Origin of the sequence: Actinomadura violacea (genome assembly GCF_017573465.1) — a bacterium.
GTDB lineage: Bacteria > Actinomycetota > Actinomycetes > Streptosporangiales > Streptosporangiaceae > Spirillospora > Spirillospora violacea.
In genome coordinates this window covers 180719-207556 of the sequence record NZ_JAGEPF010000021.1, presented here as the reverse complement: position 1 = coordinate 207556, position 26838 = coordinate 180719, and the positions used below count along the sequence as shown (strand labels likewise).

29 protein-coding genes are annotated in these 26838 nt (G+C 72.6%); 19 read left to right on the top strand and 10 right to left on the bottom strand.

The window, feature by feature from the left end:
* Positions 1-70 precede the first annotated feature (70 nt).
* Entirely contained in the window at positions 71-211 is a 141-nt protein-coding gene (locus J4709_RS32925) for a DUF2891 family protein (RefSeq protein WP_208246586.1), read from the top strand.
* A gap of 31 nt (positions 212-242) precedes the next feature.
* Here the strand turns inward: J4709_RS32925 and J4709_RS32920 are convergent, their stop codons facing one another.
* The gene (locus J4709_RS32920) at positions 243-536 is read right to left on the bottom strand and encodes a hypothetical protein (RefSeq protein ID WP_208246585.1); all 294 of its coding nucleotides are present in this window, start codon (positions 534-536) and stop codon (positions 243-245) included.
* A gap of 28 nt (positions 537-564) precedes the next feature.
* Between J4709_RS32920 and J4709_RS32915 the strand changes: the two genes are divergently transcribed.
* Positions 565-732: a Tn3 family transposase gene (locus tag J4709_RS32915; RefSeq protein ID WP_208246584.1), complete on the top strand. Its 168-nt coding sequence runs from the start codon at positions 565-567 to the stop codon at positions 730-732.
* A gap of 25 nt (positions 733-757) precedes the next feature.
* Here the strand turns inward: J4709_RS32915 and J4709_RS32910 are convergent, their stop codons facing one another.
* The gene (locus tag J4709_RS32910) at positions 758-1795 is read right to left on the bottom strand and encodes an NAD(P)/FAD-dependent oxidoreductase (protein ID WP_307801748.1); all 1038 of its coding nucleotides are present in this window, start codon (positions 1793-1795) and stop codon (positions 758-760) included.
* A gap of 9 nt (positions 1796-1804) precedes the next feature.
* Here J4709_RS32910 and J4709_RS32905 point away from each other — a divergent pair, with 9 nt between their 5' ends.
* Positions 1805-2098, top strand: coding sequence for a DUF3040 domain-containing protein (locus tag J4709_RS32905; protein WP_208246582.1), 294 nt, complete (start codon positions 1805-1807; stop codon positions 2096-2098).
* A 57-nt stretch (positions 2099-2155) separates the two neighbouring features.
* Here the strand turns inward: J4709_RS32905 and J4709_RS32900 are convergent, their stop codons facing one another.
* Positions 2156-2536 (bottom strand): recombinase family protein, encoded by a 381-nt coding sequence (locus J4709_RS32900; protein WP_208246581.1) that lies wholly within the window; start codon positions 2534-2536, stop codon positions 2156-2158.
* Between the two features lie 230 nt (positions 2537-2766).
* Positions 2767-3402 (bottom strand): MarR family winged helix-turn-helix transcriptional regulator, encoded by a 636-nt coding sequence (locus tag J4709_RS32895; RefSeq protein ID WP_232384371.1) that lies wholly within the window; start codon positions 3400-3402, stop codon positions 2767-2769.
* 27 nt (positions 3403-3429) lie between these two features.
* Here J4709_RS32895 and J4709_RS32890 point away from each other — a divergent pair, with 27 nt between their 5' ends.
* From J4709_RS32890 to J4709_RS32880, 3 genes are all read left to right on the top strand, one after another.
* Positions 3430-5223 (top strand): chloride channel protein, encoded by a 1794-nt coding sequence (locus J4709_RS32890; protein WP_208246580.1) that lies wholly within the window; start codon positions 3430-3432, stop codon positions 5221-5223.
* Between the two features lie 140 nt (positions 5224-5363).
* Positions 5364-6164, top strand: a complete 801-nt coding sequence (locus J4709_RS32885; protein WP_307801746.1) for an SAM-dependent methyltransferase — start codon at positions 5364-5366, stop codon at positions 6162-6164.
* A gap of 61 nt (positions 6165-6225) precedes the next feature.
* Positions 6226-7815 carry a class I adenylate-forming enzyme family protein gene (locus J4709_RS32880; protein ID WP_208246578.1) on the top strand — a complete coding sequence of 530 codons (1590 nt, stop codon included), beginning with the start codon at positions 6226-6228 and terminating at the stop codon, positions 7813-7815.
* Positions 7816-7832: 17 nt separating this feature from the next.
* Here the strand turns inward: J4709_RS32880 and J4709_RS32875 are convergent, their stop codons facing one another.
* Complete coding sequence (locus tag J4709_RS32875; protein ID WP_208246576.1) at positions 7833-8600, bottom strand: SDR family NAD(P)-dependent oxidoreductase; 768 nt, start codon at positions 8598-8600, stop codon at positions 7833-7835.
* A gap of 138 nt (positions 8601-8738) precedes the next feature.
* On the opposite strand from J4709_RS32875, the gene J4709_RS32870 reads away from it, so the two are divergent.
* The 5 genes from J4709_RS32870 to J4709_RS32850 all read left to right on the top strand — a co-directional run bounded on the left by J4709_RS32870 (position 8739) and on the right by J4709_RS32850 (position 14933).
* On the top strand, positions 8739-10181 hold the full coding sequence (locus J4709_RS32870) for an MFS transporter (protein ID WP_307801745.1): 1443 nt from the start codon (positions 8739-8741) through the stop codon (positions 10179-10181).
* The gene (locus J4709_RS32865) at positions 10178-10678 is read left to right on the top strand and encodes a MarR family winged helix-turn-helix transcriptional regulator (RefSeq protein ID WP_208246574.1); all 501 of its coding nucleotides are present in this window, start codon (positions 10178-10180) and stop codon (positions 10676-10678) included. The genes J4709_RS32870 and J4709_RS32865 overlap by 4 nt, the downstream gene beginning before the upstream one ends.
* A 45-nt stretch (positions 10679-10723) precedes the next feature.
* The gene (locus tag J4709_RS32860) at positions 10724-11464 is read left to right on the top strand and encodes an ankyrin repeat domain-containing protein (protein WP_208246572.1); all 741 of its coding nucleotides are present in this window, start codon (positions 10724-10726) and stop codon (positions 11462-11464) included.
* Positions 11465-11881: 417 nt separating this feature from the next.
* On the top strand, positions 11882-12604 hold the full coding sequence (locus tag J4709_RS32855; protein WP_232384407.1) for a M14 family zinc carboxypeptidase: 723 nt from the start codon (positions 11882-11884) through the stop codon (positions 12602-12604).
* A 118-nt stretch (positions 12605-12722) separates the two neighbouring features.
* On the top strand, positions 12723-14933 hold the full coding sequence (locus J4709_RS32850) for a bifunctional glycosyltransferase/CDP-glycerol:glycerophosphate glycerophosphotransferase (protein ID WP_208246569.1): 2211 nt from the start codon (positions 12723-12725) through the stop codon (positions 14931-14933).
* A 3-nt stretch (positions 14934-14936) separates the two neighbouring features.
* On the opposite strand, the gene J4709_RS32845 is transcribed toward J4709_RS32850, so the two are convergent.
* Positions 14937-15596: a class I SAM-dependent methyltransferase gene (locus J4709_RS32845; RefSeq protein ID WP_208246567.1), complete on the bottom strand. Its 660-nt coding sequence runs from the start codon at positions 15594-15596 to the stop codon at positions 14937-14939.
* A gap of 90 nt (positions 15597-15686) precedes the next feature.
* The gene (locus tag J4709_RS32840) at positions 15687-16256 is read right to left on the bottom strand and encodes a TetR/AcrR family transcriptional regulator (protein ID WP_208246565.1); all 570 of its coding nucleotides are present in this window, start codon (positions 16254-16256) and stop codon (positions 15687-15689) included.
* Positions 16257-16344: 88 nt separating this feature from the next.
* On the opposite strand from J4709_RS32840, the gene J4709_RS32835 reads away from it, so the two are divergent.
* The gene (locus J4709_RS32835; protein ID WP_208246563.1) at positions 16345-16806 is read left to right on the top strand and encodes a nuclear transport factor 2 family protein; all 462 of its coding nucleotides are present in this window, start codon (positions 16345-16347) and stop codon (positions 16804-16806) included.
* Positions 16807-16816: 10 nt separating this feature from the next.
* On the opposite strand, the gene J4709_RS32830 is transcribed toward J4709_RS32835, so the two are convergent.
* Both J4709_RS32830 and J4709_RS32825 read right to left on the bottom strand, forming a co-directional pair.
* Positions 16817-17476, bottom strand: a complete 660-nt coding sequence (locus J4709_RS32830) for a response regulator (protein ID WP_208246561.1) — start codon at positions 17474-17476, stop codon at positions 16817-16819.
* On the bottom strand, positions 17473-18546 hold the full coding sequence (locus J4709_RS32825) for a histidine kinase (protein WP_307801743.1): 1074 nt from the start codon (positions 18544-18546) through the stop codon (positions 17473-17475). The genes J4709_RS32830 and J4709_RS32825 overlap by 4 nt, the downstream gene beginning before the upstream one ends.
* Positions 18547-18758: 212 nt before the next feature.
* On the opposite strand from J4709_RS32825, the gene J4709_RS32820 reads away from it, so the two are divergent.
* Entirely contained in the window at positions 18759-19634 is an 876-nt protein-coding gene (locus J4709_RS32820) for a rod shape-determining protein (protein WP_208246559.1), read from the top strand.
* Between the two features lie 63 nt (positions 19635-19697).
* Positions 19698-20150, top strand: a complete 453-nt coding sequence (locus J4709_RS32815) for a hypothetical protein (RefSeq protein ID WP_208246557.1) — start codon at positions 19698-19700, stop codon at positions 20148-20150.
* A 26-nt stretch (positions 20151-20176) separates the two neighbouring features.
* Here the strand turns inward: J4709_RS32815 and J4709_RS32810 are convergent, their stop codons facing one another.
* Positions 20177-20536, bottom strand: a complete 360-nt coding sequence (locus J4709_RS32810) for a TraR/DksA family transcriptional regulator (RefSeq protein ID WP_208246555.1) — start codon at positions 20534-20536, stop codon at positions 20177-20179.
* Between the two features lie 319 nt (positions 20537-20855).
* On the opposite strand from J4709_RS32810, the gene J4709_RS32805 reads away from it, so the two are divergent.
* The 5 genes from J4709_RS32805 to J4709_RS55030 are packed head-to-tail and all read left to right on the top strand — an operon-like array spanning position 20856 to position 26831.
* Positions 20856-22310: an aminobutyraldehyde dehydrogenase gene (locus J4709_RS32805; protein WP_208246553.1), complete on the top strand. Its 1455-nt coding sequence runs from the start codon at positions 20856-20858 to the stop codon at positions 22308-22310.
* Between the two features lie 38 nt (positions 22311-22348).
* Positions 22349-23311 carry an agmatinase gene (gene speB / locus J4709_RS32800; protein ID WP_208246551.1) on the top strand — a complete coding sequence of 321 codons (963 nt, stop codon included), beginning with the start codon at positions 22349-22351 and terminating at the stop codon, positions 23309-23311.
* 16 nt (positions 23312-23327) lie between these two features.
* A complete protein-coding gene (locus tag J4709_RS32795; protein WP_208246549.1) occupies positions 23328-24941 on the top strand; it encodes a N,N-dimethylformamidase beta subunit family domain-containing protein in 1614 nt (537 codons plus the stop codon).
* A 13-nt stretch (positions 24942-24954) separates the two neighbouring features.
* Positions 24955-25314 (top strand): cupin domain-containing protein, encoded by a 360-nt coding sequence (locus tag J4709_RS32790; RefSeq protein ID WP_208246547.1) that lies wholly within the window; start codon positions 24955-24957, stop codon positions 25312-25314.
* 47 nt (positions 25315-25361) lie between these two features.
* On the top strand, positions 25362-26831 hold the full coding sequence (locus tag J4709_RS55030) for a PucR family transcriptional regulator (protein WP_208246544.1): 1470 nt from the start codon (positions 25362-25364) through the stop codon (positions 26829-26831).
* Positions 26832-26838 lie beyond the last annotated feature (7 nt).

Sequence of the window (26838 nt, the reverse complement as noted above, 5' to 3'; positions counted from 1 at the left end):
AGATAGCCACCCGGCCGCCCGGCCTCGGCCGTGCCCTTGGTCGAGATGACCGAACAGGAACTCCTTGAGTATGAGCGACCCCGACCCGCGCAGCCCCGCCATGCTTGAAGCGGCCCAACGCCACACTGATGCCGCCGTCACCCACGTAACCGGTAGCCACTACGCGGGCGAACATTGGATTGCCTGCTACGCCGTGCTCCTGCTCGCCTGAACACCCGCCCGAGATCTGGACGCCAATCCGTTCAGACACTTTCAGAATCCGGCAGTGCTCTGGTGACGTCAGATTGCAACCGTCCGAATGGCTGCGGGTCTGGGCTGGTCGTGGTGAGCCGGGCAGCGAGGGTGGGGCCTTCGTGTACCAGCCATACTTCGGCTCGGGGCATCCGGTCTTTGTCGCCCTCGTCCCAGAAGCGGCGGAACACCGGGTCGGCTTCGGCGGCGGCGCGGGCGGTCCTGTCACCGATTCGCACGATGTCGGGGGTGACACCATCTCCGATCAGCGGCACTTCGGTCTGTGCTGGTTGATCGCCTTCCATACCGGTCACCGTGCCTTTCAGTTCGAGTGTGCTCAGCGCGCTCGGCCTGGTCCTCAACTGCGTCACGCTGCGGAACAGCTTCTACATCGACCGAGCTCTAAATCACCTGCGCGCCGGCGGCTACCCGCTGCTGGACGACGACGTCGCCCGGCTGTCACCGTTCGTCCGCAAGCACATCAACGTGACAGGCACTTAGCGGCAACACGAACCGGACACCCCGCTCAGATGTAGTGCGGCTTCGCCTGCCCTGCACCGTCGGCCAGTTGCAGGATCCCGTCGTGGCGTCCGAGGCTGATGGCGTTGTACCAGTAGCCCAGCCTGCGGTTCGCGATCTCGCGGCCGGTCAGGCGTCCCACGATCGCCTCGATGGCCTGCCGGGCGGTGTAGCCGGCCGAACCGCAGTTCATCGGCAGCGGCAGGCCGTTGTCGCCGAGGGTGTGGACGCTGTCGCCGACGGCGTAGATGTTCGGATGCGAGACCGACCGCATCGTGCGGTCGACGACGATCCGACCGTTCTGGGTGACTTCCAGCCCGGCGGCGGCGATGGGGCTGACCGCGAACCCTGCCGTCCAGACGGTCGCGTCGGCGGGCAGGAAGGTACCGTCGGCGCACCGCGCCCGCATGGCCTCGACGGCTTCGACGCCGGTGTGCTCGACAACGGTGATGCCCAGCCGGTCGCAGGCCCGGCGCAGCTGGCCGCGGGCTCCGGCGGAGAGCCGGGCTCCCGGCTCGCCGCGGGCGAGGAGTGCCACCGACAGGCCGGTCCGGGTTTCGGCGATCTCGGTGGCGGTCTCGATGCCGGTCAACCCGTCGCCGACGACCAGTACCTTCCCGCCGCCGCCCCGGCCGTCCAGGTTGTCCAGGTGCTCGCGCAGGCGCAGTGCCGAAGGCCTGGTGGCGACGTCGAAGGCGTGCTCGGCCACGCCGGGGACGCTCTGGTCGTCGCTGTGGCTGCCGAGCGCGTACACGAGCGTGTCGTAGTCGATCTCGCCGCCGCCGTCGGAGTCGGCCACGGCGACGACCTGGCGTTCGGGGTCGACTGCGGTGACTCGGGCCGGGCGCAGCCGGATCCCCGTGCCCGTGAAGACGTCGGAGAGCCGCGGGGCCTCGATGTCCCGGCCGGCCGCCGGCTGGTTCGGCCGCATCCGCTGGACGAAGTCCGGCGCGGCGTTGACCACGGTGATCTCGGTGTCCGCCGGGGACAGCCGGCGGGCCAGGTTCCCGGCCACGTGGGCCCCGGCCACTCCGAGAGAGAGCACACTCCTCTCATGAGCCTGTCCATACGCGAACGCCTCATCCTGCGAAGGATCGAACGGGAGTTGCGATCCGGCGACCCCGGGCTGGCGGCGCTGCTCGAGAGCCATGGAGCCGAACCGGCGGCGAGGGGCGAGGGCATGCCGGCGGTATCACAGGAGCCGCCCACCTGGCTGCTGATGGGGTTCGTACTGTGCGTCATTGCGGCGGCCGTAATGCTCAACCGGTTCTCGCCCGCGCCGGGCTCCTGGTATCCGCAATCGGCGTCGAGCAGTGCGGCCTCAGCCGACTCACCCGATGGACGATGACACCGCGGCACCACTGCTTCCCTGCGGCGATCTCTCCAACGGCGGGACGGCTTCGCGTCAACTGACCGCTTGAAGGCAACTGGCGAACACCCCGTAGCAGGGGCCGAGGGCGCACAGCAGCAGCCCGAACGCCGGGGCGCCCGAGGGAGACCCTCCCGGCTCCTCGAGAGCTCGCTGGGCATCGAAGAACAGTTGCTCGGGCACCAGCGGCGCCCATGCCACCCGCTCGTCCTCATCAACGTTGGGTTTGCCGATGTAGGCCGGATTGCGGACGATGTCGCTCACCACGGACCACGACCACCGGGGCCCTCCGCGCGGCGCCGGTACGCCGCGGCCTTCCAGCTCGCGGATCACCTGCGGAATCGCCTGCCCTTGAGCGACCCGGCTGATGATCTCGCGGACGACGCCGGCCTGCGGCTCCACCGGCAGTTGCGTCACGTACCGGCCCTGGGCATCGCGAATGCGGCGGTAGCCGTACGGCGCCCGCCGACCTCTCGTTCGCGCCAAACCGTCCCCCCTCGTCCTGCCGCGCACGGACGCGTCGGCCCGGAGCGCACGCTGCCAGCATCCCCACAATCCTTTGCATAGTGCAACAGTCGAACCGTGAACCGATACGCGCCGGTTACCAAGGACACGGCGAAGAGCCCCCGGGTTCGCCGCGGGCGGCCTCAGTCCCAGCCGAGCGGGACGGCGTCGGAGACCGGCGGCTCTCCCCCGGCCTCGGCGAAGGCGTGCAGGGCCGCGACCAGGGCGCGACGCTCACCTGACGGCATGCGGGAGACGATGTCGGCGATGTCCGCCCGCCGCCGGGCGGTGACCTGGTCCACCACGGCGCGACCGGCCCCGGTGAGCTCGATGCGGATCTCCCGGCCGCTCTCCGAACTGGCCCGCCTGTCGACCAGCCCCGCGGTGACGAGCCGATCGACCATGCGCAGGGCGGTGGAGGGGTTGACGGCGAGCAGTCCGGCAAGGGTCACCAGCTTGGCCGGCCCCTGCGAGGACAGCACCACCAGCAGCCGGAACTGCGGCAAGGTCACCTTGTCCTCCACGGCGGCCAGCGACCGCGCCGAGACCGCGACCAGCAATCGCGAGGCGGTCAGCATCGCCGAGGTGACCTCATCGACATCGCCAGGTCCTGGCTCGACGTCCGCACCGCCCTCGATCACGACCAAGTTTCTACCCCTTTCGAACGGCCGCGCCAAACCCTCACCGCCTTCGGCGAACGCGTCCGACCACCCCCGGAGAAGGGCCCGGCCTTCCAGGAATGTCAGCAAGGCAAAAATGTTGCATACTGCAACGGTCATAGGACGAACAGGAGGGACGACTCAACGGTGGACAACGCACCCGAACGCGGTGAGATACCTGTCGACACCGGCAGCCGGTCGCCGCTCAGGAGGCTGCGGGAGACCCAGGGCGGACTGGTCGCCCTGGCCCTGCTGGTCGGCTGCGGAGCCGGGCTCGGCGCGGTCGTCTTCCGCGAACTCATCACCGCGTTCACCCACCTGTTCACCGGCCACGCCGACTACTCCTCCGCCGGGCACGCCGGCAATCCGCACCTGCCCTGGCTCGGCCCGTTCTTCGTCCTGCTCGTCCCCGTGGCCGCCGGGCTCGTCTACGGGCCGCTGGTGCACCGCTTCGCCCCCGAGGCCCGCGGGCACGGGGTCCCCGAGGTCATGTTCGCCGTCGCCCAGCGCGGCGGCCGCATCGGCGCCCAGGTCGCCATCGTCAAGTCCCTCGCGTCCGCGCTGACGATCGGATCGGGCGGCTCGGTCGGCCGCGAGGGACCCATCGTGCAGATCGGCGCGGCGCTCGGCTCCACGCTCGGCCGCCTCGCCCGGCTCACCGAGAACCGGCTGCGGATCCTGGTCGCCTGCGGTGCCGCCGGCGGCATCGCCGCGACCTTCAACGCGCCCATGGCCGGGGTCTTCTTCGCCATGGAGCTCATCCTGCGCGACTACACCGTCGAGTCGTTCGGCGTCGTGGTGCTCTCCAGCGTCACCGCGAGCGTCATCGGCCGCGCCGTGCTCGGCTCCGCCCCGTTCATGTCCCCGCCCCACTTCGAGGTCGCCCACCCCGCCGAGTACGCCCTGTTCGCGCTGCTCGGACTGCTCGGCGCCCTGGTCGGCGTCGGCTTCACCCGCGCCCTCTACCTCATCGAGGACGTGTGCGACCGAGCCTGGCGCGGCCCCGAATGGCTCCGTCCCGCCGCCGGCGGCCTGCTGCTCGGCCTCCTCCTGCTCGCCGTCCCGCAGATGTACGGCGTCGGCTACCCCGTCCTGCAGAACGCCGTCAACGGCCGGTACGCCGTCGCCTTCCTGCTCCTGCTGCTGGTCGCGAAGATCGCCGCCACCAGCCTGACCATCGGCATCGGCGGCTCCGGCGGCGTGTTCGCCCCCAGCCTGTTCATGGGCGCGATGCTCGGCAGCGCCTTCGGCGCCATCGCCCACCACGCCGCCCCGTCCCTCACCGCCTCACCCGGCGCCTATGCCCTGGTCGGCATGGGAGCGGTCTTCGCCGGCTCCGCCCGCGCCCCGATCACCGCCGTCGTCATCCTCTTCGAGCTCACCGGCGAGTACTCGATCATCCTGCCGATGATGACCGCCATCGTCGTCGCCGCCCTGATCAGCCGGCGCCTGACCTCCAGCACCATCTACACCCTCAAGCTGCGCCGCCGGGGCGTCGATCTGGACGCCCCGCCCGTCGACCCGCGGATGGCCGCCCGCGTCGCCACCGTCATGGCGCCCGTCCCCGAGCCCCTGCCCGCCACGTCGGCCATCGCCCCCGCGTCGCGACGCCTGGCCCTGTCCGCCCACGGCGCGCTGCCGATCGTCGACGACCAGGGCGCCTACCAGGGGCTCGTCACCGCCCGCGCCGCCGCCGAAGCCCTCGCCGACCCCGAGTCGCACAGCACCGACGCCGAGCACCCCGCGACCATCGACGCACTGGCCGAGATGCCCGCTCCGCTCACCTCCGACATGCCCCTCGCCGACGCCCTCCACCACCTCACCACCACCGACGGAACCGGCCTGCCCGTCCTCGACACCGACCGCTCCGCCCTCGTCGGCTGGGTCACCCACCAGGCCGTCCTCCGCGCCCTGCACGCTCCTGCGACGGCGGGCGCCTGACCGCCGCGTGCCGTGCAGTGGAGATCGGCGGCAATGCCAGAGCCGGCTGGGCCGCACTCAAGATCGTCTTCCGGTTCCGCGAAGCCGCGCATGGCATCATAATGATCAAAATCAGCACCCTCTCTGTTGAGGAGTAGAAGGTGGGCGAACGGCCCCAGGCCGTCAGAGGCTTCGATCCGGGTGTGCCCAGCATCGCGCGGATGTACGACTACTACCTCGGCGGGAAGGACAACTACGAGGCGGATCGGCGCCGCGCGGAGGAAGCGATCGAAGCCGACCCGACGCTGCTGACCACCATCAACGGAAACAGGTCGTTCCTGCAGCGCGCGGTGCGCTACATGGCGTCCCAGGGCATCGACCAGTTCCTCGACATCGGCACGGGTCTGCCCACCCAGCAGAACGTCCACCAGATCGCGCAGGCGGTCAATCCCCGCGCCCGGGTCGTCTACGTGGATTACGACAAGCAGGTCGTCGCGCACGGGCGGGCGCTGCTCGCCGGTTCGGACACCACCAGGATGATCCACGCCGATGTGCGCGACCCGCGGGACGTCCTGGAGCATCCGGAGATCAAGCTTCTGGACTTCGACCGGCCGGTGGGGCTCCTGCTGGTGGCGGTCCTTCACTTCATCTCCGACGAGGACGATCCGCCCGGCATCATGGCCGAGTTGCGCGCCGCGCTGCCGTCGGGCAGCCACCTGGCGCTCACCCATGCCTCGGCCGACGGCATTCCCGACGTCGTCGCCAGGGTCGTCGAGGTGTACCGGCGGACCTCGGCGCCGGGGACGCCGCGCACCCACGCCCAGGTGACCGGCCTGTTCGGCGACTTCGAACTGGCCGAACCGGGCCTGGTCTGGGCTCCGCTGTGGCGTCCCGAGCACGCGGTGAGCGCGGAGGAGGCCAAGCGGACCTGGTTCTATGGGGGAATCGGCCGCAAGAACTGACATCCGGCGGCGCATGGACCGATCATTTGATGGTCGACGATCACCGGTCTGGGAGGGCGTCATGCGGGCGACGACGGTCGGGGCCGTCCTGGAGAACGCGGCGGCCAGGGACAAGGCGTTCTTGCACGATGGCGATGAGAGCCTGACTTTCGCGGCCTTCGACGAGCTGACCGACCGTGTCGCGACCGGACTGCTGGCGCGCGGGGTCGGGCACGGTGACCGCATCGCGCTACTGGGCTTGAACACGCCGCAGTGGCTGGCCGTCTTCTTCGCCGCGGCCCGGATCGGCGCCATCGTCGTCCCGCTGAACGTGCGCTACCGCGAGAGCGAGCTGTCGTACATGCTCGGCCAGAGCGGCGCCCGCACCGTCGTCAGCGTGGACGCCGCGGGCGGCTTCGACTTCGCCGCCTTCTTCGAAGGGTTCCGGGACCAGGCGCCCGGGGTGACCGACCATGTCTTCTTCGGCGACGGCTTCGCGGGCAGCGGCTCTTTCGACGAATTGACGGCGGCACCGCCCGCCCCGTCCGCACTGGCCGAAGCGCGCAGGAGCGTGGCCCCCGACGACCCTTTGATGATCCTCTACACCTCGGGGACGACCGGGCGTCCCAAGGGCGCGGTCATCACCCACCGCGGCATCCTGGCCGCGGCTTCGGCGCAGGCCGCCCACTTCGGGACAGGCGACGCCGATGTCATGCTCGGGCACCTTCCCTTCAACCATGTCGGCGGCATGACCTGCACCATCATGGCCGCACTGGTGAGCGGTGCCTCGGTGGCGTTGCTGCCCGCGTTCAGCCCGGAAGGGGCGCTGCGCGCCATCGAGCAGCACCGGGTCACGTTCCTGAGCGCGGTCCCGACGATGTTCGTGCTGATGCTCGGCCACGAGACGTTCGCCTCCCGTGACCTGTCCTCGGTGCGGGCCTGCGTGGCGGGTGGATCGAATGTGGAGCCCGCGCTGGTCGAGGCGATTCGGCGTGGCTTCCCGCAGGCTTCACTGCATGGGCTCTACGGCCTGTCGGAGTCGTCGGGCGCCTGCGTGCTCTCACCTTTGGAGGACTCTCCGGAGACGGTCTCGCGGACGCTCGGCAAGGTGATCGGGGATTTCGAGGCCCGGGTGGCCGGACCGGACGGGGCGGCCCTCCCGCCCGGGGAGGCCGGCGAGTTCCAGATCCGCGGGGCCTGCGTGGCCGCCGGGTACTGGGACATGCCGGAGCAGACGGCCGAGGTGTTCCACCGCGACGGCTGGCTGACCACCGGCGACGTCGTCACGATGGAGCCGGACGGGCACCTGGTCCTGCGCGGGCGCAAGAAGGAGATGTACCTCCAGGGCGGGTTCAACGTCTATCCCGTGGAGATCGAGAACCTGCTGACCGCGCACCCCAAGGTCGCGCTGGCCGCCGGGATCGGAGTGCCCGACGAGGTCCTCGGCGAGGTCGGGCGGTTCTACGTGGTGCCGAGGCAGGGCGGCGAGCCGCCCACCGCCGAAGAGCTCACCGCCTACTGCCGGGATCGGCTGGCCGGCTACAAGGTGCCCCGCCAGTTCGTCATCACCGCCGAAGTGCCGCTGACCCCGGTCGGCAAGATCCACAAGTCCCTGCTCAAGGAGCGCTACCTCGCCGGAGAGCGCGAGGCCCCGTCACCGCGCCGCGCCTGACGGGGCCGCGCCCGCGGTCACCAGGGGATCGGGCCCTCCTCACCGAAGAAGCCGGCGGTCGGCCCGTCCGCGCCGAGCGTGGCGAGCCGGACCACGACCGCCGCGCCCTGCTCCACGGTGAGGACGCCGGTGTGGTCGTTGCTGTCCGTGGCGACGAAACCGGGCGCGACTGCGTTGACGAGCACGCCGTCCTTGCGCAGCTCGTTCGCGTACTGGACGGTCAGCGCGTTCAGCGCGCTCTTGGACGGTGAGTACGCCGCCGACGGCAGCAGCGCCGTCATGGGGCCGTCCGGGTCGCTGAAGATCGTCATCGACGCGGCGTGGCTGCTGACGTTGACGACGCGCGGCTCCGGCGAGCGCCGCAGCAGCGGCAGCACGGCGTTGGTCACCGCGATCACCCCGAGCACGTTGGTCTCGAACACCCTCCGGACCATGTCCAGGTCGACGGTGCTCGGGATCTGGTCGCGGGCGTTCTCGGGCGAGACGCGCCCGGAGCCGCTGATGCCGGCGTTGTTGACCAGCACGTCGAGGCGGCCGAAGCGGTCCTCGATCCACCTCGCCGCCTCCCGTACGGAGGCCGCGTCGGTGACGTCCAGGGCGACCGCGTGCACGTCGCCGTCCGCTTCGCGCAGCGCCGCGGCGGCCTCCTCGCCGCGCCGCGGGTCCCTGGCGCCGATCAGGACCGTCATGCCCGCCGCGGCGAGCTGCGCGGCGACTCCGCGCCCGATCCCCTTGTTCGCGCCCGTGACCAGCGCGACCTTTCGGTGTGCGGCCTGCTCGCTCATGTCCCGCTCCTTGCCGTGATGGGGTGCGTCCGTCTCGGCACCCGTTGCCGGACCCGAGACGAGACGGCCGGTCCCCCTGTGACACGCAGGGCGAGCAATTTAGTTGTTGTGGCACAACAATTATAGTAAACAACTAATGTGAGCCGTCCTGTCGGGCCTTCCCGCGTGCTGTCGCCGCGTGAACGGACGATCGTGCTTTCGACCTGCTTCTTGAGCGTGGTCGTGGCGGGGCTGGACACGACGATCGCCAACGTGGCGCTGCCATCGATCCAGAAGGCACTGCACGCGCCGATCAGTGGCCTGCAATGGGTGGTCGACTCCTACACGCTGGTCATCGCGTGCCTGCTGATGTTCTCCGGCTCATTGGCGGACCGGTTCGGCCGGCGCCGGACGTTCCAGGCCGGGCTGGGGCTCTTCTCGCTCGGCTCCCTCATCTGCGGCCTCGCGCCCTCACTGGAGGTTCTGGTCGCCGGCCGCGCGCTGCAGGCGGTGGGCGGCTCGATGCTGAACCCGGTCGCGATGTCGATCATCGCCGCCACCTTCACCGACTCCAAGGAGCGCGCTCGCGCGGTGGGCGCATGGGGAGCGGTGGCGGGCCTGAGCGGGGCCGCCGGCCCGGTGCTCGGCGGCCTGCTGGTCGGCGGCCTGGGATGGCGGTCCATCTTCTGGGTCAACGTGCCGGTCTGTGCCGTGGCCATCTCCCTGACCCGGCGGTTCGTCCCCGAGTCCAAGGCGGCGCACGGCAAGCGGTTCGACCCTCTCGGCCAGCTGCTCGTCGTCGCCTTCCTCGGCCCGGTCACCGCCGCCGTCATCGAAGGGCCCCGGCACGGCTGGGGTTCACCGTTCATCATCGCGCTGTTCGTCCTGGCCGCCGTCGCGGTGGCCGGGTTGACGGTGGCCGAGTCGCGACGTGCCGAGCCGCTGGTGGACGTCCGGGTCTTCAGCAGCCCCGCGTTCTCGGGGGCAGCGATCATCTCGGTGGTCGCCTTGGCGGCCCTCGGCGGGTTCCTGTTCCTCAACACCCTCTACCTGCAGGACGTCCGGGGCTGCAGCGCGCTGCACGCGGGCCTGCTCATCTTCCCGATGGCGGCCGCGCTGGCGGCATGCGCGATGATCTCCGGTCGCATCGTGGCCGCCCGGGGTTCCAGGCCGGCGTTCGTGCTGGCCGGGCTGCTGCTGGCGGCGGGAACCGGCCTGCTCACCGGGACCGGCCACGGGACCGGGACCTGGTACCTCGTCCTCGCCTACCTGCTGTTCGGTGCCGGCTTCGGCCTGGTCGGTACCCCGCTGACCCACACCGCACTGTCAGGGATGCCGCGCGACCAGGCCGGGGTCGCCGGAGCGATCGCCTCGACATGCCGCCAGACGGGCGGCGCCATCGGTGTGGCGGTGTGCGGTTCGATGGTCGTGGGCGGCTCGGGCGGGTTCATCGAGTCGAGCCGTACCGCCTGGACCGTTCTGACCGGCTGCGGGATCGCGACCGCGCTGCTCGGCCTGGTCTCGACCGGGCGCTGGGCCCGAGCCCGCGCCGAACGCAGCGCTCGGCGGCTCAGCACGCACGCTTTGGAGATGACCCGATGAACCCTGATCCGACGAGTCCCGGCCCGGCGGGCCCCGGCAAGACCACCGCCGACGACGCCTCGTCCGGGGCGCCCGCCCTTGCGACACGTGCCTGGACGGAAATGCAAGCGTTCGTCACCAGCGCGGACCGCCGTCGCGTCCTTCGCGCCGAGCTGGAACTCGGCCCCAAGAGGGCGGGGGTCCTGATCAAACTCACCGAAGGCCCGCTGACGCTGCGCGAGATCGCGGAGACCGCCGACGTCGATCCCCCTGCCGCCACCATCGCCGTGAACCAGTTCCAGCGACGCGGACTCGTCCGGCGGGACCCGCACCCCGACGACAACCGCCGCAAGCTCGTCCACCTCACCGACGCCGGACTGCAGGCGGCCGAGACGGCCCGGAGGATCCTCACCGCCCCACCCCCGGCGCTCGCCGTACTGGATGCCGATGACCTGGCCACCCTCACCCGCATCCTCACCACGTTGAATTCACGGCCGGCGCCGGCCGTGCCCGACTGAGAAGGCGACCAACCGGCCGAGGACCGGTTGCGGGGAGAATGAGGCATGGCGTATCTCGACGCAGAGGACCCGGTCGCCCGTGCCGCCACCGAGGCGATCCAGCAAGGCGACCTCCGCGAACTGCGGCGGCTCCTGGCCGCGCATCCCGGCCTGGCGACGGCCCGGCTCGGCGCCCCCGGCGGAACGTCATGGACACTGCTGCACGCGGCGACCGACTGGCCCGGACACTACCCGGACGGCCCGCGGACCGTCGCGGTCCTGATCGAGTCCGGCGCCAAGGTGGACGCCCGATTCGCCGGGCCGCACCGCGAAACGCCGCTGCATTGGGCCGCCTCCACCGACGACGTCCCAGTGCTGGACGTCCTGCTGGACGCCGGTGCCCACATCGAGGCCGACGGGGCCGTCATCGGCGGCGGCACCCCGCTGGCCGACGCCTGCGCGTTCGCCCAATGGAACGCCGCCCGCCGCCTGGTCGAGCGCGGCGCCACCACCAGCCTGTGGCAAGAGGCATCCCTCGGCCTGATCGACCGGGTCGCCGCGCGCCTCACCGCACCCGGCGGCGAGGACATCACCGAAGCGCTCTGGGCCGCGGCGCACGGCGGGCAGCTGCGAACCGCCCAGCTGCTCCTCGAACACGACGCCGACCCGCACTGGGTCGGCTACGACGACCTGACCCCGCTCGGCGCCGCCCTGCGCTCGGGCGCCACCGACGTCGCCGACTGGCTCCGCGCCCAAGGCGCCACAGACCCCGGCCCACATAGCGAAACCCCACCCCACACCCACTGACACTCGGGAGTGCCGGACGACCGCAAGATCGTCGAAGTACGGAACGAATCATTCCGTTCTGATATGTTGGAAGTCATGACGGTACTCACTGCGCGAGCGCTCAACCGGGCCACGCTGGGGTCGTGGCTGCTCGCCTTCGCGCATCCCGGCGCCGTCCACGACCTGCGTTTCCCCTGATGAGCCGACCGATGCCCTTGAGACGCGGCGCGGCGCGGTCGAGACCGCGGTGATGCTGGTCGCGGTCCTCATGGGCGCCGAAGGTTAACGAGCCCACCCGCCCGCCGTCCGTGACGATAAGTATCTACTTGTCACTGTGTGTATCCATAAGGTGGTGGGGTCATTTCCTCCCAGAGCAGTCGAAAGCGCATGCCTTGGGGGCGGATCATGCGAGGGACGGGCCGGTACGGCCGTGGCGTGATGCTTCTCGGTGCCGTGGTGGTGTTCGCGGCGACGTGCGGCGGTGCCGGGTCGTCGGTGCGCGGCGGGAAAGTCGCCGCGAGCGAGGCACGCCGGGTGGTGCCGCTGGGCCGATCGGTCCAGGGGCGTCCGATCTCCGCGGTGGAGCTCGGGAACCGGCGTGCGGGGCGGCGGGTGCTCGTCGTCGGCTGCGTGCACGGGGACGAGCCGGCCGGGACGGCGGTGGCGGACGCCCTGGCCGCCGGTCCGGGACCGGCGCACGCGGACCTGTGGGTGGTCCGCTCGCTCAACCCCGACGGGACGGCGGCCGGGACGCGGGACAACGCCCGCGGCGTCGACCTCAATCGCAACTTCCCGGCGGGTTGGCGCCGGATCGACGCCCCCGGCTCGGTCCACTACTCCGGTGCGAAGCCCCTGTCGGAGCCGGAGTCGGTTCACGCCGCGCGCCTGGTCCGGCGGGTCCGGCCCACGGTGGGGATCTGGTTCCACCAGCACCTGGCCGTGGTCGACGGCTCCGAGGGGCCGAAGGAGGTCGAACGGCGGTTCGCCGCGGACGTGGGGCTCCCGCTGCGCGCCCTGCCCGACTTTGCGGGGAGCGCGACCCGCTGGGAGAACACCGTCGTGCGCGACAGCGCGTTCGTGGTGGAGCTTCCCGCCGGGCGGCTCTCGCCGGAGGCGGTGCGCCGGTATGCCGAGGCCGTCCGCCGTATCACCGGCCCTTAGCGCGGGTCCGGCGCGGGCGGAGCGAGGACGAACTACTATCTCTGTAGTAGATTGTGCCGCCGACCGACCTCGACCGGCCGGAGGGCCGGCGACACCTCCGCCTTCACAGGGACCGGCGATGCCCCCATCCGAACAGCCCGCCCGACCCGACCGCCCGCTCCTCAGCGTCATCGTGCCCGTCTACGAGGTGGAGGCCTACGTACGCCAGTGCCTCGAGTCGATCCTCGATCCGGCCGCCGCCGGCATCGAGGTCATCGCCGTGGACGACCGCTCCCCCGACCACTGCGGCGCGATCCTCGACGAGATGGCCGCGGCAGACCCCCGGCTCCGCGTCCGCCACCTGGACCGCAACGTCGGGCTCGGGCAGGCCCGCAACCTCGGGCTCGACATGGCGGCGGGCGACTACGTCTGGTTCTTCGACAGCGACGACCACGCCGAGGAAGGGGCCGTCCGCGCGATCCTCGACCGGCTGGCGGAGACCAGTCCCGACGTGCTGGTCGTCGACCACGAGCGCGAACTGTGGGACGGCCGGCGCGTGCCGAACGCCGGCGGCCGCCACTTCCGGGACCCGCCCGCGCCCGCCGCCTTCCGCTGCGCGGAGCGGCCGGACGTCCTGCGGATCATGATGGCCGCCTGGAACAAGGTGATACGGCGCGAGTACCTGCTCGAACTCGGCCAGCGCTTCAGCCCGGGGTACTACGAGGACCTCAACGTCACCTTCCCGCTGCTGATGGCGGCGGAGCGGCTGAGCCTGCTGGACCGGGTCTGCTACGTCTACCGGCAGCGCCGGTCCGGCGGCATCACCCGCAGCGCGAGCCGCCGCCACTTCGACGCCTTCGACCAGTACGAGCGGGTCTTCGCGTTCATGGACGCCCATCCCGGCACCGAGCCGTTCCGCGGCCTGATGTTCGACCGGGTGATCGGGCACGCGCTGATGATCCTGGAGAAGGACGACCGGATCTACCCGTCCGACCGCGCCGAGTTCTTCGGCCGCCTCGCGGAGTTCTACCGGCGCCGCCGGCCCGCCGGGCACGCCGTCCCCGGCGGACGGTTGAAGGCCGTGAAGTACCGCTTGCTCGAAAGGGGCGCCTACGGGCCGTACCGGGCGGCCGTCACCCTGATTGATGCCCGGCGGCGCGCCAGGGCGCTGCCGCGGACTGCCGTACGGCTCGCGCGCCATGGCAGGCGCATGGCGCGGCGGCTGCTCGGCCGCCTCTACTACCGCGTGCAACTGCGCATGCCGATCGACGAGAACCTGGTCGTGTACGCCGCGTACTGGTACCGGGGCGTCGCCTGCAATCCCGCCGCCATCTACCAGAAGGCCGCGGCGATGGCGCCGCATCTGCACGGCGTCTGGGTGGTGAAACCGGGAGCCGCCGGTCCCGTTCCGGACGGTGTCGACCACGTCGCGCCCGGCACGCTGCGCTACCTGCGGTCGATGGCAAGGGCGAAGTACTTCGTCAACAACGTCACCTTCCCCAACGCCATCGTCAAACGCCCCGGGCAGGTGCACGTGATGACCCAGCACGGCACGCCGCTGAAGAAGATGGGGCTCGACCAGATGGCGTTCCCGGTCGGCGCCAAGGGGCTGGACTTCAAGGCGCAGATCGCCCGGGCGGACCGCTGGGACTTCCTGCTGTCGTCCAACCCGCTGTCCAGCGAGGCGTGGCGGCGCGGGTTCCCCTGCCGCTACGAGATGCTCGAGATCGGCTATCCCCGCAACGACCGGCTCGCCGAGGCCACGCCCACCGAGCGCAGCCGGTTGCGCGCCGAACTCGGTATACCCGAGGGCAAGAAGGCCGTCCTGTACGCGCCGACGCATCGGGAGTACCGGGACGTCTACCGGCCCATGTTCGACGTCGAGCGGTTCGCGCGCGAGCTCGGCGACGAGTACGTCCTGCTGCTCCGCCCCCACTACTACTATCCGGCGGGCGGCGGCCGGGACGGGGAGCGGGTCAAGGACGTCTCCGGTCATCCGTCGGTCGAGGACCTCTGCATCGCCTCCGACGCACTGCTGACCGACTACTCGTCGATCATGTTCGACTATGCCGTGCTGGAGGACCGTCCGATCGTCGTCCTCGCCAACGACTGGGAGACCTACCGGCTCACCCGAGGCGTCAACTTCGACATCACCGCCGCACCGCCCGGCGTCGTCGCCCGCACCGAGGACGAGCTGGTCGAGGCGTTCCGGACCGGCGCGCCGTGGAACGACACGGCGGCCAAGGCCCGCGCCGCGTTCCGCGCCCGGTTCTGCCCGTGGGACGACGGGCACGCGGCGGAGCGGGCGGTGCGGATGATCTTCCTCGGCGAGGGGCCCGCGGGCGGCTGAAGGTCAGGGCCCGGCCGGGCGGGTGGCGCTGCCGAGGATCTGGGGCGCGGCGGGGAGGGGCATCCCCGTGTCGGCGCGGTCGAGCCTGTCGATCCGGCCGATGAGGAACCCGGCGCGCTCGATCGCCCCGGCCGTGTCGCGGCCGGTGCGGCAGCCGCCGCTGACGAGCGGCCACAGGGTGGCGTCCGCGACGCGCTGCACCCGCCGGCGGGCGGCCGTGTCGGCGCGGACGTGCTCGAAAAAGCGCAGCTGGCCGCCTGGGCGCAGGACCCGGAAGAGTTCGGCGAGGGCCGCGTCGGGGTCCGGAACGGTGCACAGCACCAGGCACGCCACCGCGGCGTCACAGGACCGGTCATCCGCGGGGAGCCGTCCGGCGACGCCGTCGACGACCTCGACGGGCACGGGCGCCTGCTTCGCTGCAGAGGTGGCAACGTGCCGGAGATGCGCTTCGGGTTCGACCGCAAGGACCTCGGTGACCTCGGCCGGATAGTGCTCGAAGTTGGCACCGGCGCCCGCGCCGACCTCCAGCACCCGCCCGTGCAACCCGTCCAGCAGCCTGGACCGGTACCGGCTGATGCCGCGCTCCATCAGCGGGCTCATCCGCGCGTAGAACCGCGCGAACAAGGGATGCCGCACGGGCGGCGGGTCCGTCTCAGACGTCATGGCTCCCCCTCCGCTGCCAAGGCTGCCACGGCTCCGGCCGTGGAGGCCAGGACGACGCTCGGTTCACCCTTACCGCGGCGACCGGCGGGTTCAGCCGGAGGCGCTGAGCAGCGTCGCGGCGGCCGCGCGCGCGTGGTGGGCGTGCGCGGGGTCGCCGGTGATGCCGGCGGTCACGATGGCTCCCTCGGCGAGCAGGAAGACCGGCTCGACGGCCGGTGATCCGGCGGCCCGGACCCACGCGGCGATCTGGTCGTGGAACGCCTGCTTGTGCGCGCGGACCTCGGCGAGCACCGCCGGGGACGAGGGGCCGAGCTCGCCGTGGGCGTTGACCCAGGCGCAGCCGCGGAAGCCCGGCTCGGCGAACCACCCGGCGAGCCAGTCGAAGACCGCGAGGACCCGGTCGCGCGGATCGGGGACCTGGTCCACGTGGGCGGCCAGGCTTCCTCGCCAGCGCCCGTCGCGCCGCCGGAGCATCGCGACGACGAGGTCCTCCTTGGCGGCGAAGATCCGGTAGATGCGCTTGAGCGGCAGGCCGGAGGCCGCGCGGACGTCGTCCATCCCGACGGCCTGGATCCCCCGCCCGTAGAAGAGCCCCTCCGCCGCGTCGAGCAGGGCCTCGCGGTCCGACCGGGTCTGCTCCTCGGTGATCGGAGCGGGCACGCGCGCCTCCTTGACATTGAGAACGATGGTTCTCTAGCGTAGCGGATCAGCACTAGAGAACGCTCGTTCTCAACCTGAGGAGGCCGTCATGGCAGAAGATCGTCCGCCCTACCCGCCGTTCACGCGGGAGACGGCCCTGCGGAAGGTCCAGGCGGCCGAGGACGCCTGGAACACCCGCGATCCGCAGCACGTGGCGTCGGCCTACACGCCGGACTCGGTCTGGCGGAACCGGGACACCTTCATCAGCGGCCGCGACGAGATCGTCGCGTTCCTGACGCGCAAGTGGGAGCGCGAACTGGACTACGCGCTGCGCAAGAGCCTCTGGGGATTCCGCGAGAACCGGATGGCCGTCCGGTTCCAGTACGAGTGGCATGACGCGGAAGGCCAGTGGTGGCGCAGCTACGGCAACGAACTCTGGGAGTTCGACGAGCACGGCCTCATGCGGCGCCGAGAGGCGAGCATCAACGACGTCGCCATCGCCGAAGCGGACAGGCGCATCCGCGGCCCCCGGCGCGAGGACGAGCACGGGATCGACATCCCGCTCCAGTAGCGCCCCCTGGTCAGGGCTCGATCAGGCCGGTGCGGATGGCGTAGCGGAGGAGTTCCAGGCGGTCCTTCAGGCCGAGCTTCGCGAGGATGTTGGCGCGGTGCCGTTCCACGGTCTTGACGCTGATGACGAGGGTGGCGGCGATCTCCTTGGACGAGTGGCCCTCGGCGACGAGCTTCAGGATCTCCTCTTCGCGCGGGGTGAGGACGGTGTCGGGGTCCCGGCCGGCGCCGGCCTGGTCGAGGTACGTCCGGATCAGCGTCGTGACGGCGCCCGGGTACAGGAACGGCTCGCCGCGCATCGCGGCGCGGCAGGCGGTGATCAGGTCGCGGTCCGCCAGCGACTTGAGCACGTAGCCGGCCGCGCCCGCCTTCAGCGCCTCGAACAGGTACTGCTCGTTGTCGTGCATCGTCAGGATGAGGATGCGCAGCTCGGGACGGGTGCGGGAGAGCTCGCGGGCGGCCTGCAGGCCGGTCATCCGCGGCATCGCGACGTCGAGGACCGCCAGGTCCGCCGCGACCGGGGCCGGGCCGGACAGCAGCTCGATCGCCTCGGCGCCGTCGCCGGCCTCGGCGACGACCTCCAGGTCGGGTTCGCCGTCGAGGATGAGCCGGACGCCGCGGCGGACCAGCGCGTGGTCGTCGGCGAGCAGGATCCGGGTCGGGCGTGTCATGGCCGCTCCCCCGCGGTCCGGTCGGCGCCGGCGGTCCGCTCCGCGCCGGCGGGCGCCTCCGCCTGGGCGGTGGGGACGCGCAGGTCGAGGCGGGTGCCGCCGCGCGGGCGGGTGCGCAGGTCGAGGGTGCCGCCGGCCAGCAGGGCGCGTTCGCGCATGCCGCGGATCCCGGCGCCCTCGGGGGCGCCGCCGAGCCCGCCGCCGTCGTCCTCGACGCGCAGCAGGACGCCGCCGTCGCCGTCGGCGCGCAGGTCGAGGACGACGCTCGCGGCGCCCGAGTGCCGGGCGGCGTTGGTCAGCGCCTCCTGCGCGACCCGGTACAGGACGAGTTCGACCTGCGGGTCGAGCGGCGGCAGGCCGCGCTGCACCTGCCGCCGCACGCGCAGCGTCGTGTGCGTGTCGAACTGGGCGGCGAGCGCGGCGAGGGCGCTGGCCAAGCCCAGGTCTTCGAGGACGTCCGGGCGCAGGCGGCGGGCTATGCGCCGCACCTCGTCGAGGCTCTCGCGGGTCATCTCCTGAGCGTTCCGCAGGTCGTCGCGCACCTGCGGCGGGGCCTGGTCGGTGACGCGCTTGAGGTCGAGCAGCAGCGCGGTCAGGCTCTGCCCGATCTCGTCGTGCAGCTCGCGGGCGACGCGGCGGCGCTCGTCCTCCTGGGCGGACAGGGCGCGGGCCGTGCTGGTGCCGCGCTCGGTCTCCAGGCGCCGCAGCATCTGGTTGAAGGTGTCGATCAGCGCGGCGATCTCGCCGCTCCCGGTGACGGGCAGGCGCTGGCCGGGACGCAGCAGGTCGACGGTGGCCATCAGGGGGGCGAGCCGGCCCAGCGGGGCCAGGCCCCACCACAGCAGCACGGCGTTGGCAGCCAGCATCGCCGCGAGCCCGGTCGCCAGGATGAGCGCCTCGGTCAGCCGGATCGGCACCGACACCGTCCAGGGGCCGACCATCAGCAGGACGGTGGCCACCGCGCCCACCAGGGTGTTCAGCCAGAACACCCGCCAGAACAGCCGCACTGCCCCCGCCCCGCCCACCTGGTCGCTCGCCTGCCGCGTGCCTCCGCCGCGCGCCTTACCCACGGTAGCCGCACTCTCCGGCCGGGCGCGCGGGCCGATCGGCCGCGCCGCCCATGGCCGGGCGCCGTGGACGGCGGGCCGCGCCCGGGATACACGCCGCCCGGCACGGAAATGGGTGCCGCCCCCGATGGCGGGTGCCGCGCGCCTCGCCGATGGTGGAAGGTGATCCGGCCGGCGGGGCCGGTCGTACCGATCTCTCCACCGAGGTGATCAGCGTGCCGCTCAGTTCGCCCTGGGACGCCGGTGCCCCGGGCACCGGTTCGCCGCACGGCCCGCGCGCCGCCCTGGACCTGGGCAGCAGCCGCGTCCGCGCCGGGGTGCCCGCACGGGAGCTGATCATCGACCGGCCGGCGTCCCTGCCGGTCCCAGGCGGCCGCCGGCCGCCCCGCCCGCGCGGCGGGGACGCCGACCACCTCGCGGCGGGAGGGGACGCGCCTCGGCTGCGCCCGATCCGGCACGGCATGGTGGCGGACTCCCGGGCATGCGCTCACCTGGCCCGGCGGACCCTGCTGGAGGCGACCGGCGCGGCGCGGCCCCGGGAGGTCCTGCTGGCGGTCCCCGCCGCGGCCGGCGGCGTGGACCGGCAGCGGGCGGTCGCCGCCGTCCGCGCGGCGGCCGGCTGCCCGGTGCGGCTCGCGGACGCCCCGCTCGCCGCGGTGGCGGGCGCGGGACGGCCGATCGGCGACCCGCTCGCGCAGCTGGTGATGGACATCGGCGCGGAGATCATCGAGATGGCCGTGATCGTGGACGGGCGCGTCGAGCACGCGCGATCCGTCCAGTACCTGCCGGACCGCGTGCCCGGCCGGGCGCGCCCGCGGATCCCGGAGTCCGTCCGGGACCGGTCGGCCGACGAGCTGCGCCGGATGCTCGCGGACCTGCCCGCCCGGCGGCGCGGTCCGGTCCGCGCGCGCGGGCTGCTGCTGACCGGCGGCGGCGCGCTGCTGCCGTCGCTGCCGGGGTGGCTGACGACGCGGCTGGCCATGCCCGTCCAGATCGCGCCCGACCCGGCCCGGGCGACCATCCGGGGCCTGGCCCGGCTCTGCCTGGCCCCCGCGGCGGTACGGGCGGCGGCCGCGCCGCGCGTCCACTGAGCCGGCACGACCCGACCCGCGCGCCGGCATCGCGCCCGGCCGCTTCCGCATATGCACCCTGGAGTGACGATGTTCCATGACCTCACGAACGAAGATCCGGCGAACCGCGACCTTCTGGGCAGGTTGACGCTGCCCCTCACCGGCTGGACGGTCCGCCTCCACCAGCGCGACGGGGATCCGGCGCGCCTGGTCGTCGACCCCGGCGGCGGTTCCCCCATGGCCCATCTGCTGCTCGCGCGGTCCGCGCCGAGGCAACTGCTGCTCGGCTCGCACCACGTCCGGCTCGCCCGTCCCTTCGGACCGTCGGCGATCAGCACGGTCACCCTGGCGTACGGGGTCGCCGGGGACGTCCCGCCGAGGCTGGCGTTCCGGCGGCGGCGGTCCTGGCGGACCGCACGCGTCCGGAACGTCCGTCCGGTGATCCTCGCCGGACGCGTCTGGGTGGCCGAGGAGGCCGGTCACTTCGACGAGATCCAGGCCACGGCGTCCGGCAGCACCACCGCGCGCCTCATCTGACCGGCGCGGGCGCCTCAGCGGGCGCCTCAGCGAGTGGTGCGGTTCTTCTTGCCCTGGCACTTAACGCAGAACCGCACGTAGGGCAGGATCTCCAGCCGCCCGGCGGGGATCGGCTGGGCGCACCCTTCGCACCGGCCGTACGTGCCGTCCTCTAGCCGCTGCAGCGCGCTGCCGATCTCCGTCAGGCTCTCCCGCAGGTTCTCCATGCGGGCATAGTCGGACGCCTCGGTCTGCTCCACCGAGACCTGCCCGACCGACTGCTCCAGCACGCCGAGCTGCGACGCGCGGCGGCGCCGCTCGTCCTCCAGCCGCTGCTTCATCTCCCGTGCCGCGGCGTCACCCAGCGCGTGCCTGCCCGCGGCCCCGTCGTCCACGCTCGTCGTCATGCGGTGTCAGTCCCTTCGGCAACCCGAACATCCCGAGATGTACCTGAATCCACCATGGGGCCATCGGTACCTCCGGCCATATCGGGTCCAGCACCCATTTCATGTGGGGGACGCGATGCAGAGGGCCCGGATCAGGCGTGCGTTGCGCTTCTCGGCCGCCGGTCGATCGCGGTGCGAGGCGTTGTCCGAACTGCACTGATGGGCCCCGCCGTTGGGCCTGTCTGCACGGAGCGGACGGCGGGGGTCTGTTCCTAGCATGACCGCGGAGCGCCGCCCTGACCGGCGCTTTCGACAGTGCCGCCGACTGGGAGGAGACGCGATGAGCGACGGCGTCGAACTGCGGAACTTCATCGGCGGCGAGTTCGCCGCCGCGGCGGACGGCCGCACGATGGAGATCGTCGACCCGTCGGACGGCGAGGTGTACGCGACGGCGCCGAGGTCGGGGGCCGCGGACGTCGACCGGGCCTGCCGCGCGGCCGAGGCGGCCTTCGCCGGGTGGCGGCGGACGACCCCCGGCGAGCGGATGGCCGTCCTGCTGCGCATGGCGGACGCCGTCGAGCGCAACGCGGACGAGCTGGTCGAGGTCGAGTGCCGGGACACGGGCAAGCCGCCCGCGCTGACCATGCAGGAGGAGGTCGTCCCGATCGTCGACCAGCTCCGGTTCTTCGCGGGCGCGGCCCGGATGCTCGAAGGGAAGGCGACGGCGGAGTACGTGCGCGGCCACTCCTCGTCCATCCGCCGGGAACCGGTCGGCGTCGTCGGGGCGATCGCGCCGTGGAACTACCCGGCGATGATGGCGGTCTGGAAGTTCGGCCCCGCCCTGGCGGCGGGGAACACGATCGTGCTCAAGCCGTCCGACACCACGCCCGCCAGCGCCGTGTTCCTGGCCGGGCTCTTCGCCGGCATCCTCCCGCCCGGGGTGTTCAACGTGGTGTGCGGCGACCGGGAGACGGGTGCGGCGCTGGCCGCGCACCCGGTCCCGGCGATGGTGTCGATCACCGGCAGCACCGCGGCGGGCCGCGCCGTCGCCCGGTCGGCGGCGGACACGGTCAAGCGCGCCCATCTGGAGCTCGGCGGCAACGCGCCCGTACTGGTCTTCGCCGACGCCGACCTGGACGCCGCGGCCGACGGGATCGCGTTCGCCGGCTACTTCAACGCCGGGCAGGACTGCACCGCGGCCACCCGGGTGATCGTCGCCGAGGAGGCGCACGACGCGTTCGCCGCCGCGCTGGCCGAGCGGGTCCGCCGGATCGGGCTGTCGCGGGACGAGCCCGCCGCGGACCGCGTCCTGGACGTCCCGCCGCTGAACAACCCGGCCCAGCTCGCCCACGTCGCGGGCCTGGTCGCGCGGGCCCCGGCGCACGCGAAGGTGCTCGCCGGCGGCCGGGAGGCCGGCGGCCCCGGCTACTTCTACCTGCCGACGGTCGTCGACGGGGTGACCGCGGCGGACGAGCTCAGCCGCACCGAGATCTTCGGCCCCGTGGTCACCGTGCAGACGTTCCGCGGCGAGGCCGACGCGATCAGGCAGGCCAACGACTCGCCGTACGGCCTGGCCTCCAGCGTGTGGACGCGCGACCACGCCCGGGCGCTGCGCGTCTCCGCCGCCGTCGACGCCGGCCACGTCGGCGTGAACTGCCATCTCCCGCCGGTGCACGAGATGCCGCACGGCGGCGTCAAGCAGTCCGGCTACGGCAAGGACCTCTCGCTGTACTCCGTCGAGGAGTACACGCGGGTCAAGCACGTCCTGTCGGCGCTCGGCGAGGACGCCGAGTGAGCCTTCCCCCCGATCCCGCGCTTGGAGGCTGCGAGACCATGACCGACGCACCGAGGACCGGCCCGGTGGACGCGACGAAGATCCCCCGGTACGCCGATCCGGGCACCTTCGCCCGGCTGCCGCGGGCCGACCAGGTCGACCACGTCGACGTGGCGATCGTGGGGGTGCCGTTCGACACCGGCGTCTCCTACCGCCCGGGGGCGCGATTCGGGCCGGGCCACGTCCGGGCGTCGTCGAAGCTGCTCAGGCCCTACCATCCGCCGCTCGACGTCGAGCCGTTCCACGCCCAGCAGGTCGCCGACGCCGGCGACATGGGGGTGAACCCGTTCGACATCGAGGAGGCGATCGCCACCATCGAGCGCCGGTCGGACGAGCTGCGCGCGGACGGGGCGAAGCTGCTGACGATCGGCGGCGACCACACCATCGCGCTGCCGCTGCTGCGGTCGCTGCACCGCGACCACGGCCCGATCGCGGTGCTGCACTTCGACGCGCACCTCGACACCTGGGACACCTACTTCGGCGCCCCCTACACCCACGGCACGCCGTTCCGCCGGGCCGGCGAGGAGGGCCTGCTGGACCCCGAGCACTGCATGCACATCGGGATCCGCGGTCCGCTGTACTCGCGGGAGGACCTGGTGGACGATGACGCGCTGGGGTTCCAGATCGTCCGCGCCGACGACTACGAGACCGGCGGGACGGCCGACGCGGTGGAGCGGATGCGGGCCCGGCTGGGCGACCGGCCGGTGTACGTGTCGGTCGACATCGACGTGCTGGACCCGGCCCACGCGCCGGGCACCGGCACCCCGGAGGCGGGCGGGCTGACCAGCCGGGAGCTGCTGGCCACGCTGCGCGGGCTGGCCGGGCTGAACCTCGTCGGCGCCGACATCGTGGAGGTCGCGCCGGCCTACGACCATGCCGAGATCACCGGGATCGCCGCTGCTCACGTGGGGTACGAGCTGCTCAGCGTGCTCGCCTTGGACCGTTCCGGCGAATCCCGTTGAAGAAGGAGTGAGACACGTGCACACCACGAAGCCGGCCTTCGCGTGGTCGCCGAGGTCGTGGCCGTCGGAGCGGGCGTACGCCGTCCCGGACGCCGAGGAGGTCTGGTGCTACACCGACCGGTTCTCCTACTTCCCCGGCGAGACCGTCGCGTTCCACCTGAGCGCGAGCGTCCCGTCGTTCACCGTCGAGATCGTCCGCGACGGCGCCCGCCCGGAGACGGTCTGGCGGCGCGACGGCGTCACCGCCGGGCGGCACGAGGCGCCCGCCGACGCCCACGCGAAGGGCTGCGGCTGGCCGGCCGGCCTCACGCTGGAGATCCCGGACGATTGGCGTCCCGGCTTCCACATCGTCACCGTCCGGGCGGTGCTGAGCGACGGCGAGCTCTGGGAGCGCGAGCACTTCTTCGTGGTGAAGGCCCCGGCGGGACGGCGCCCGAAGGCGGCGATCGTCCTCACGACGGGGACCATGCTGGCCTACAACGACTGGGGCGGCGCCAACCACTACCGCGGCCTGGGCGACGACCCGCGCGACGACGCGGGCTGCCCGCTCTCGTCGACGCAGCGCCCGATCGCGCGCGGCATGATCCGCAAGCCGGAGGGGGCGCCGCGCGAGGCGAACCACCTCACGCTGCCGATGAACGGCGCGCCCCGGTACGCCTCCTACGAGTGGGCCCGCCTGAACGGCTACAGCCGCCATCACGGCGACGCGTTCTGGGCGTCCTACGAGCGGCTGTTCGTGCGGTGGGCCGAGGAGCGCGGCTACGAGCTGGACTACCTCACCCAGCACGACCTGCACGTCGACGAGACGGTGCTCGACGGCTACCGCTGCGTGATCGTGGTGGGCCATGACGAGTACTGGAGCTGGGAGATGCGCGACGCCGTCGACCGGTTCGTCGACGGCGGCGGGGGCCTGGCCCGGTTCGGCGGGAACTACCAGTGGCAGGTCAGGCTCAGCGACGACCTGACCACGCAGTACTGCTACCGCCTCCCCTCGCTCGACCCCGACACCGAGCGTTCGCCGCGGACCGCCACGACGATGTGGGAGGCCAAGTCGGTCGGACGGCCCGGGGCGACCACCGTCGGCCTCAACGGGCTCGGCGGCGTCTACACGCGCTACGGGGTCGCGACCCCGCGGTCGTCGGGCGGGTTCATCGTCTACCGGCCCCACCACTGGGCGTTCGAGGGCACCGACCTCTACTACGGCGACCAGCTCGGCGCGGCCCCGACCTTCCTGGCCGCATTCGAGGTGGACTCGGTCGAGTACACCTTCCGCCGGGGCCTGCCGTACCCGACGTTCGAGGACGGTGCGCCCGAGACGCTGGAGATCCTCGCGCTGACCCCGGCGGTCCGCGGCGAGGAGGACCGGTTCGGCGGCCTGCTGCCCATGGGCGGGCCCGAGGAGGAGGTCTACGCCTACAACCGCGAGCTCGGCGACGACCTGCCCGACTACGTGAACGAGGGCGAGATGCGCGGCGCCGGGATGATCGCGGCGTTCACGCGCGGGCGCGGCGAGGTCTTCAACGGCGGCTCGACGGAATGGCCGTACGCGCTGCACGTCGGCGACCCCTACGTCGACCGCATCGTCCGCAACGTGCTCGACCGGTTCCTCACCCGCGACCTGGAAGGCTGAGGCGACGCGAATCATGGACATCACCGGCGTCGTCCGGCTCTCCCCGGAGACCGGGACGGCCAACGTCCCCCCCATCGAGAGCTACGAGGTGCTCTCCGCGCAGTGGCGCGAGACCGAATACCTCGCCTACGGCGGCCCCGCGAAGGAGTACACGGGCGGGTTCTGGACCGGGGAACCGGGCGCGGTGCGGATCGCCCCGTGGCCCTACGACGAGATCTGCGTGATCCTCAGCGGCCGGGTCGCCGTCGCCGACCTCGACGGCGGCCGCGCCGAGTTCGGCGCCGGCGAGGCCTTCTTCATCCCGCAGGGCTTCGCGGGCGACTGGGTGACGATCGAGCCCACGAGCAAGGTTTTCGTCGCCGTCACCCGCTGAATGATCCGTTTGCGTAGTCATGGCCGTACTGCGGCTACCTTGGCGTCGTGCTCCCTCTCCGGCTCTTCCTGACCCGGCTCGGGCTGCGGCCGCTCGGCGCCGCCGACCCGTCCGAGCGGTGGGTCCGGTGGGTCCACGTGAGCGAGCTGCCCGACCCCTCCCCGTTCCTGCGGGGAGGGGAGCTGCTGCTGCTCGCCGGGACCGGCTTCCGCCCCGCCGACAGCCGCGACTACGTGCGGCGGCTGGCCGAGACCGGCGTCGTCGCCCTCGGGTTCGGGGTCACGCCCGTCTTCGACGCCGTGCCGCCCGAACTCGTCGCCGCGTGCGACGAGTTCGGCATGGTGCTCCTGGAGGTCCCGGCCCGGGTGCCGTTCGCCTCCGTGGTCGAACTCCACCACGCCGAACTGGTCCGCGCCGAGACCCGCGGCCTGAAGCGCCTCTCGGAGGGCCAGGCGGTACTGATCAAGGCCGCGGCGGGCCCGGGCCCGCTGCGGGCCGTGGTGGAGCGGACCGCCGACCTGCTCGGCGGCTGGGTCCGGGTCGTGGACCGCAACCGGGACAGGACCTGGACCGCCGGGCCGGTCCGCGACGACCCCGAGGTGAGCGCGGCGCTCGACCAGGCCTGCCGGAGCCGGTCGCCGATGAGCGCGGCGCTCACCACCGCCGAGGAGAACATCGAGGTCCAGCGGCTCCTCGGCCCCGCCCCCACCGGCTACGCGATGGCCGTCGCCCGGCGCGCCCCGTTCACCGTCGCCGACCGGGGCCTCGTCGGCGTCACCGCGTCGGCGCTCTCCCTGCTCTTCACCGCCCCCTCGGAGGCGAGCTCGCCGGAGGCGCTCGGCACCGCCGTCGTGGCCGGGCTGCTGCGGCTCCCCGCCCTCGCCCGCGACCTCGCCGCACCCCTCGACCGGGCGGCGGACGTCCGGTGGCGCATCGTCCGCGGCCCCCTCGACGCGCCGCCCGGCTCCCGGGAGACGATCGTCCAGCGGCTGTCGGCGCTGCTCGGGACCCCTTTCGTCGCGCAGGACGGCTCCTCGTTCGTCGCGCTCGTCCCCGAGGACGCGGTGGACGAGCTGCCGCACGCGCTGGACGAGGCGGGCCTGCCCGCGGGGATCAGCCGCCCCCACCCCGCCGCGGACCTCGACCCCGCCTGGGGCGAGGCGGGCGCCGCGCTCGACGCCGCCCGCGTCGGCGGCGCGACCGTGGTCGCGGGAGCCGGCCTCCACGGAGTCATGGCGCTGCTGGACTCCCCGCAGGCGTCCCGGTACGCCGATCGGCTCCTCGCGGGCCTCGACGCGGCCCCGTCCCCGGACCCCGCCCTGCTGGCCGGCACGCTGCGCAGCTGGCTGGCGCACCACGGCAACTGGGACCGCACCGCCGCCGACCTCGGCGTGCACCGCAACACCGTGCGGCACCGCATCCGCCGGATCACCGGGCTGCTGGACCTGGACCTCAACGACCCGGACGTGCGCATGGAACTCTGGTTCGCGCTGCGATGGCGGAGCCAGATCCATTGAACCGGCC

What these genes read in the sequence shown, in the direction of transcription:
- J4709_RS32925 (WP_208246586.1), top strand. Translation starts at nt 71, where the DNA reads ATGAGCGACCCCGACCCGCGCAGCCCCGCCATGCTTGAAGCGGCCCAA.
- J4709_RS32920 (WP_208246585.1), bottom strand. Translation starts at nt 536, where the DNA reads ATGGAAGGCGATCAACCAGCACAGACCGAAGTGCCGCTGATCGGAGAT.
- J4709_RS32905 (WP_208246582.1), top strand. Translation starts at nt 1,805, where the DNA reads ATGAGCCTGTCCATACGCGAACGCCTCATCCTGCGAAGGATCGAACGG.
- J4709_RS32895 (WP_232384371.1), bottom strand. Translation starts at nt 3,402, where the DNA reads ATGACCGTTGCAGTATGCAACATTTTTGCCTTGCTGACATTCCTGGAA.
- J4709_RS32880 (WP_208246578.1), top strand. Translation starts at nt 6,226, where the DNA reads ATGCGGGCGACGACGGTCGGGGCCGTCCTGGAGAACGCGGCGGCCAGG.
- J4709_RS32875 (WP_208246576.1), bottom strand. Translation starts at nt 8,600, where the DNA reads ATGAGCGAGCAGGCCGCACACCGAAAGGTCGCGCTGGTCACGGGCGCG.
- J4709_RS32865 (WP_208246574.1), top strand. Translation starts at nt 10,178, where the DNA reads ATGAACCCTGATCCGACGAGTCCCGGCCCGGCGGGCCCCGGCAAGACC.
- J4709_RS32860 (WP_208246572.1), top strand. Translation starts at nt 10,724, where the DNA reads ATGGCGTATCTCGACGCAGAGGACCCGGTCGCCCGTGCCGCCACCGAG.
- J4709_RS32855 (WP_232384407.1), top strand. Translation starts at nt 11,882, where the DNA reads ATGCTTCTCGGTGCCGTGGTGGTGTTCGCGGCGACGTGCGGCGGTGCC.
- J4709_RS32850 (WP_208246569.1), top strand. Translation starts at nt 12,723, where the DNA reads ATGCCCCCATCCGAACAGCCCGCCCGACCCGACCGCCCGCTCCTCAGC.
- J4709_RS32845 (WP_208246567.1), bottom strand. Translation starts at nt 15,596, where the DNA reads ATGACGTCTGAGACGGACCCGCCGCCCGTGCGGCATCCCTTGTTCGCG.
- J4709_RS32835 (WP_208246563.1), top strand. Translation starts at nt 16,345, where the DNA reads ATGGCAGAAGATCGTCCGCCCTACCCGCCGTTCACGCGGGAGACGGCC.
- J4709_RS32830 (WP_208246561.1), bottom strand. Translation starts at nt 17,476, where the DNA reads ATGACACGCCCGACCCGGATCCTGCTCGCCGACGACCACGCGCTGGTC.
- J4709_RS32810 (WP_208246555.1), bottom strand. Translation starts at nt 20,536, where the DNA reads ATGACGACGAGCGTGGACGACGGGGCCGCGGGCAGGCACGCGCTGGGT.
- J4709_RS32805 (WP_208246553.1), top strand. Translation starts at nt 20,856, where the DNA reads ATGAGCGACGGCGTCGAACTGCGGAACTTCATCGGCGGCGAGTTCGCC.
- speB (WP_208246551.1), top strand. Translation starts at nt 22,349, where the DNA reads ATGACCGACGCACCGAGGACCGGCCCGGTGGACGCGACGAAGATCCCC.
- J4709_RS32790 (WP_208246547.1), top strand. Translation starts at nt 24,955, where the DNA reads ATGGACATCACCGGCGTCGTCCGGCTCTCCCCGGAGACCGGGACGGCC.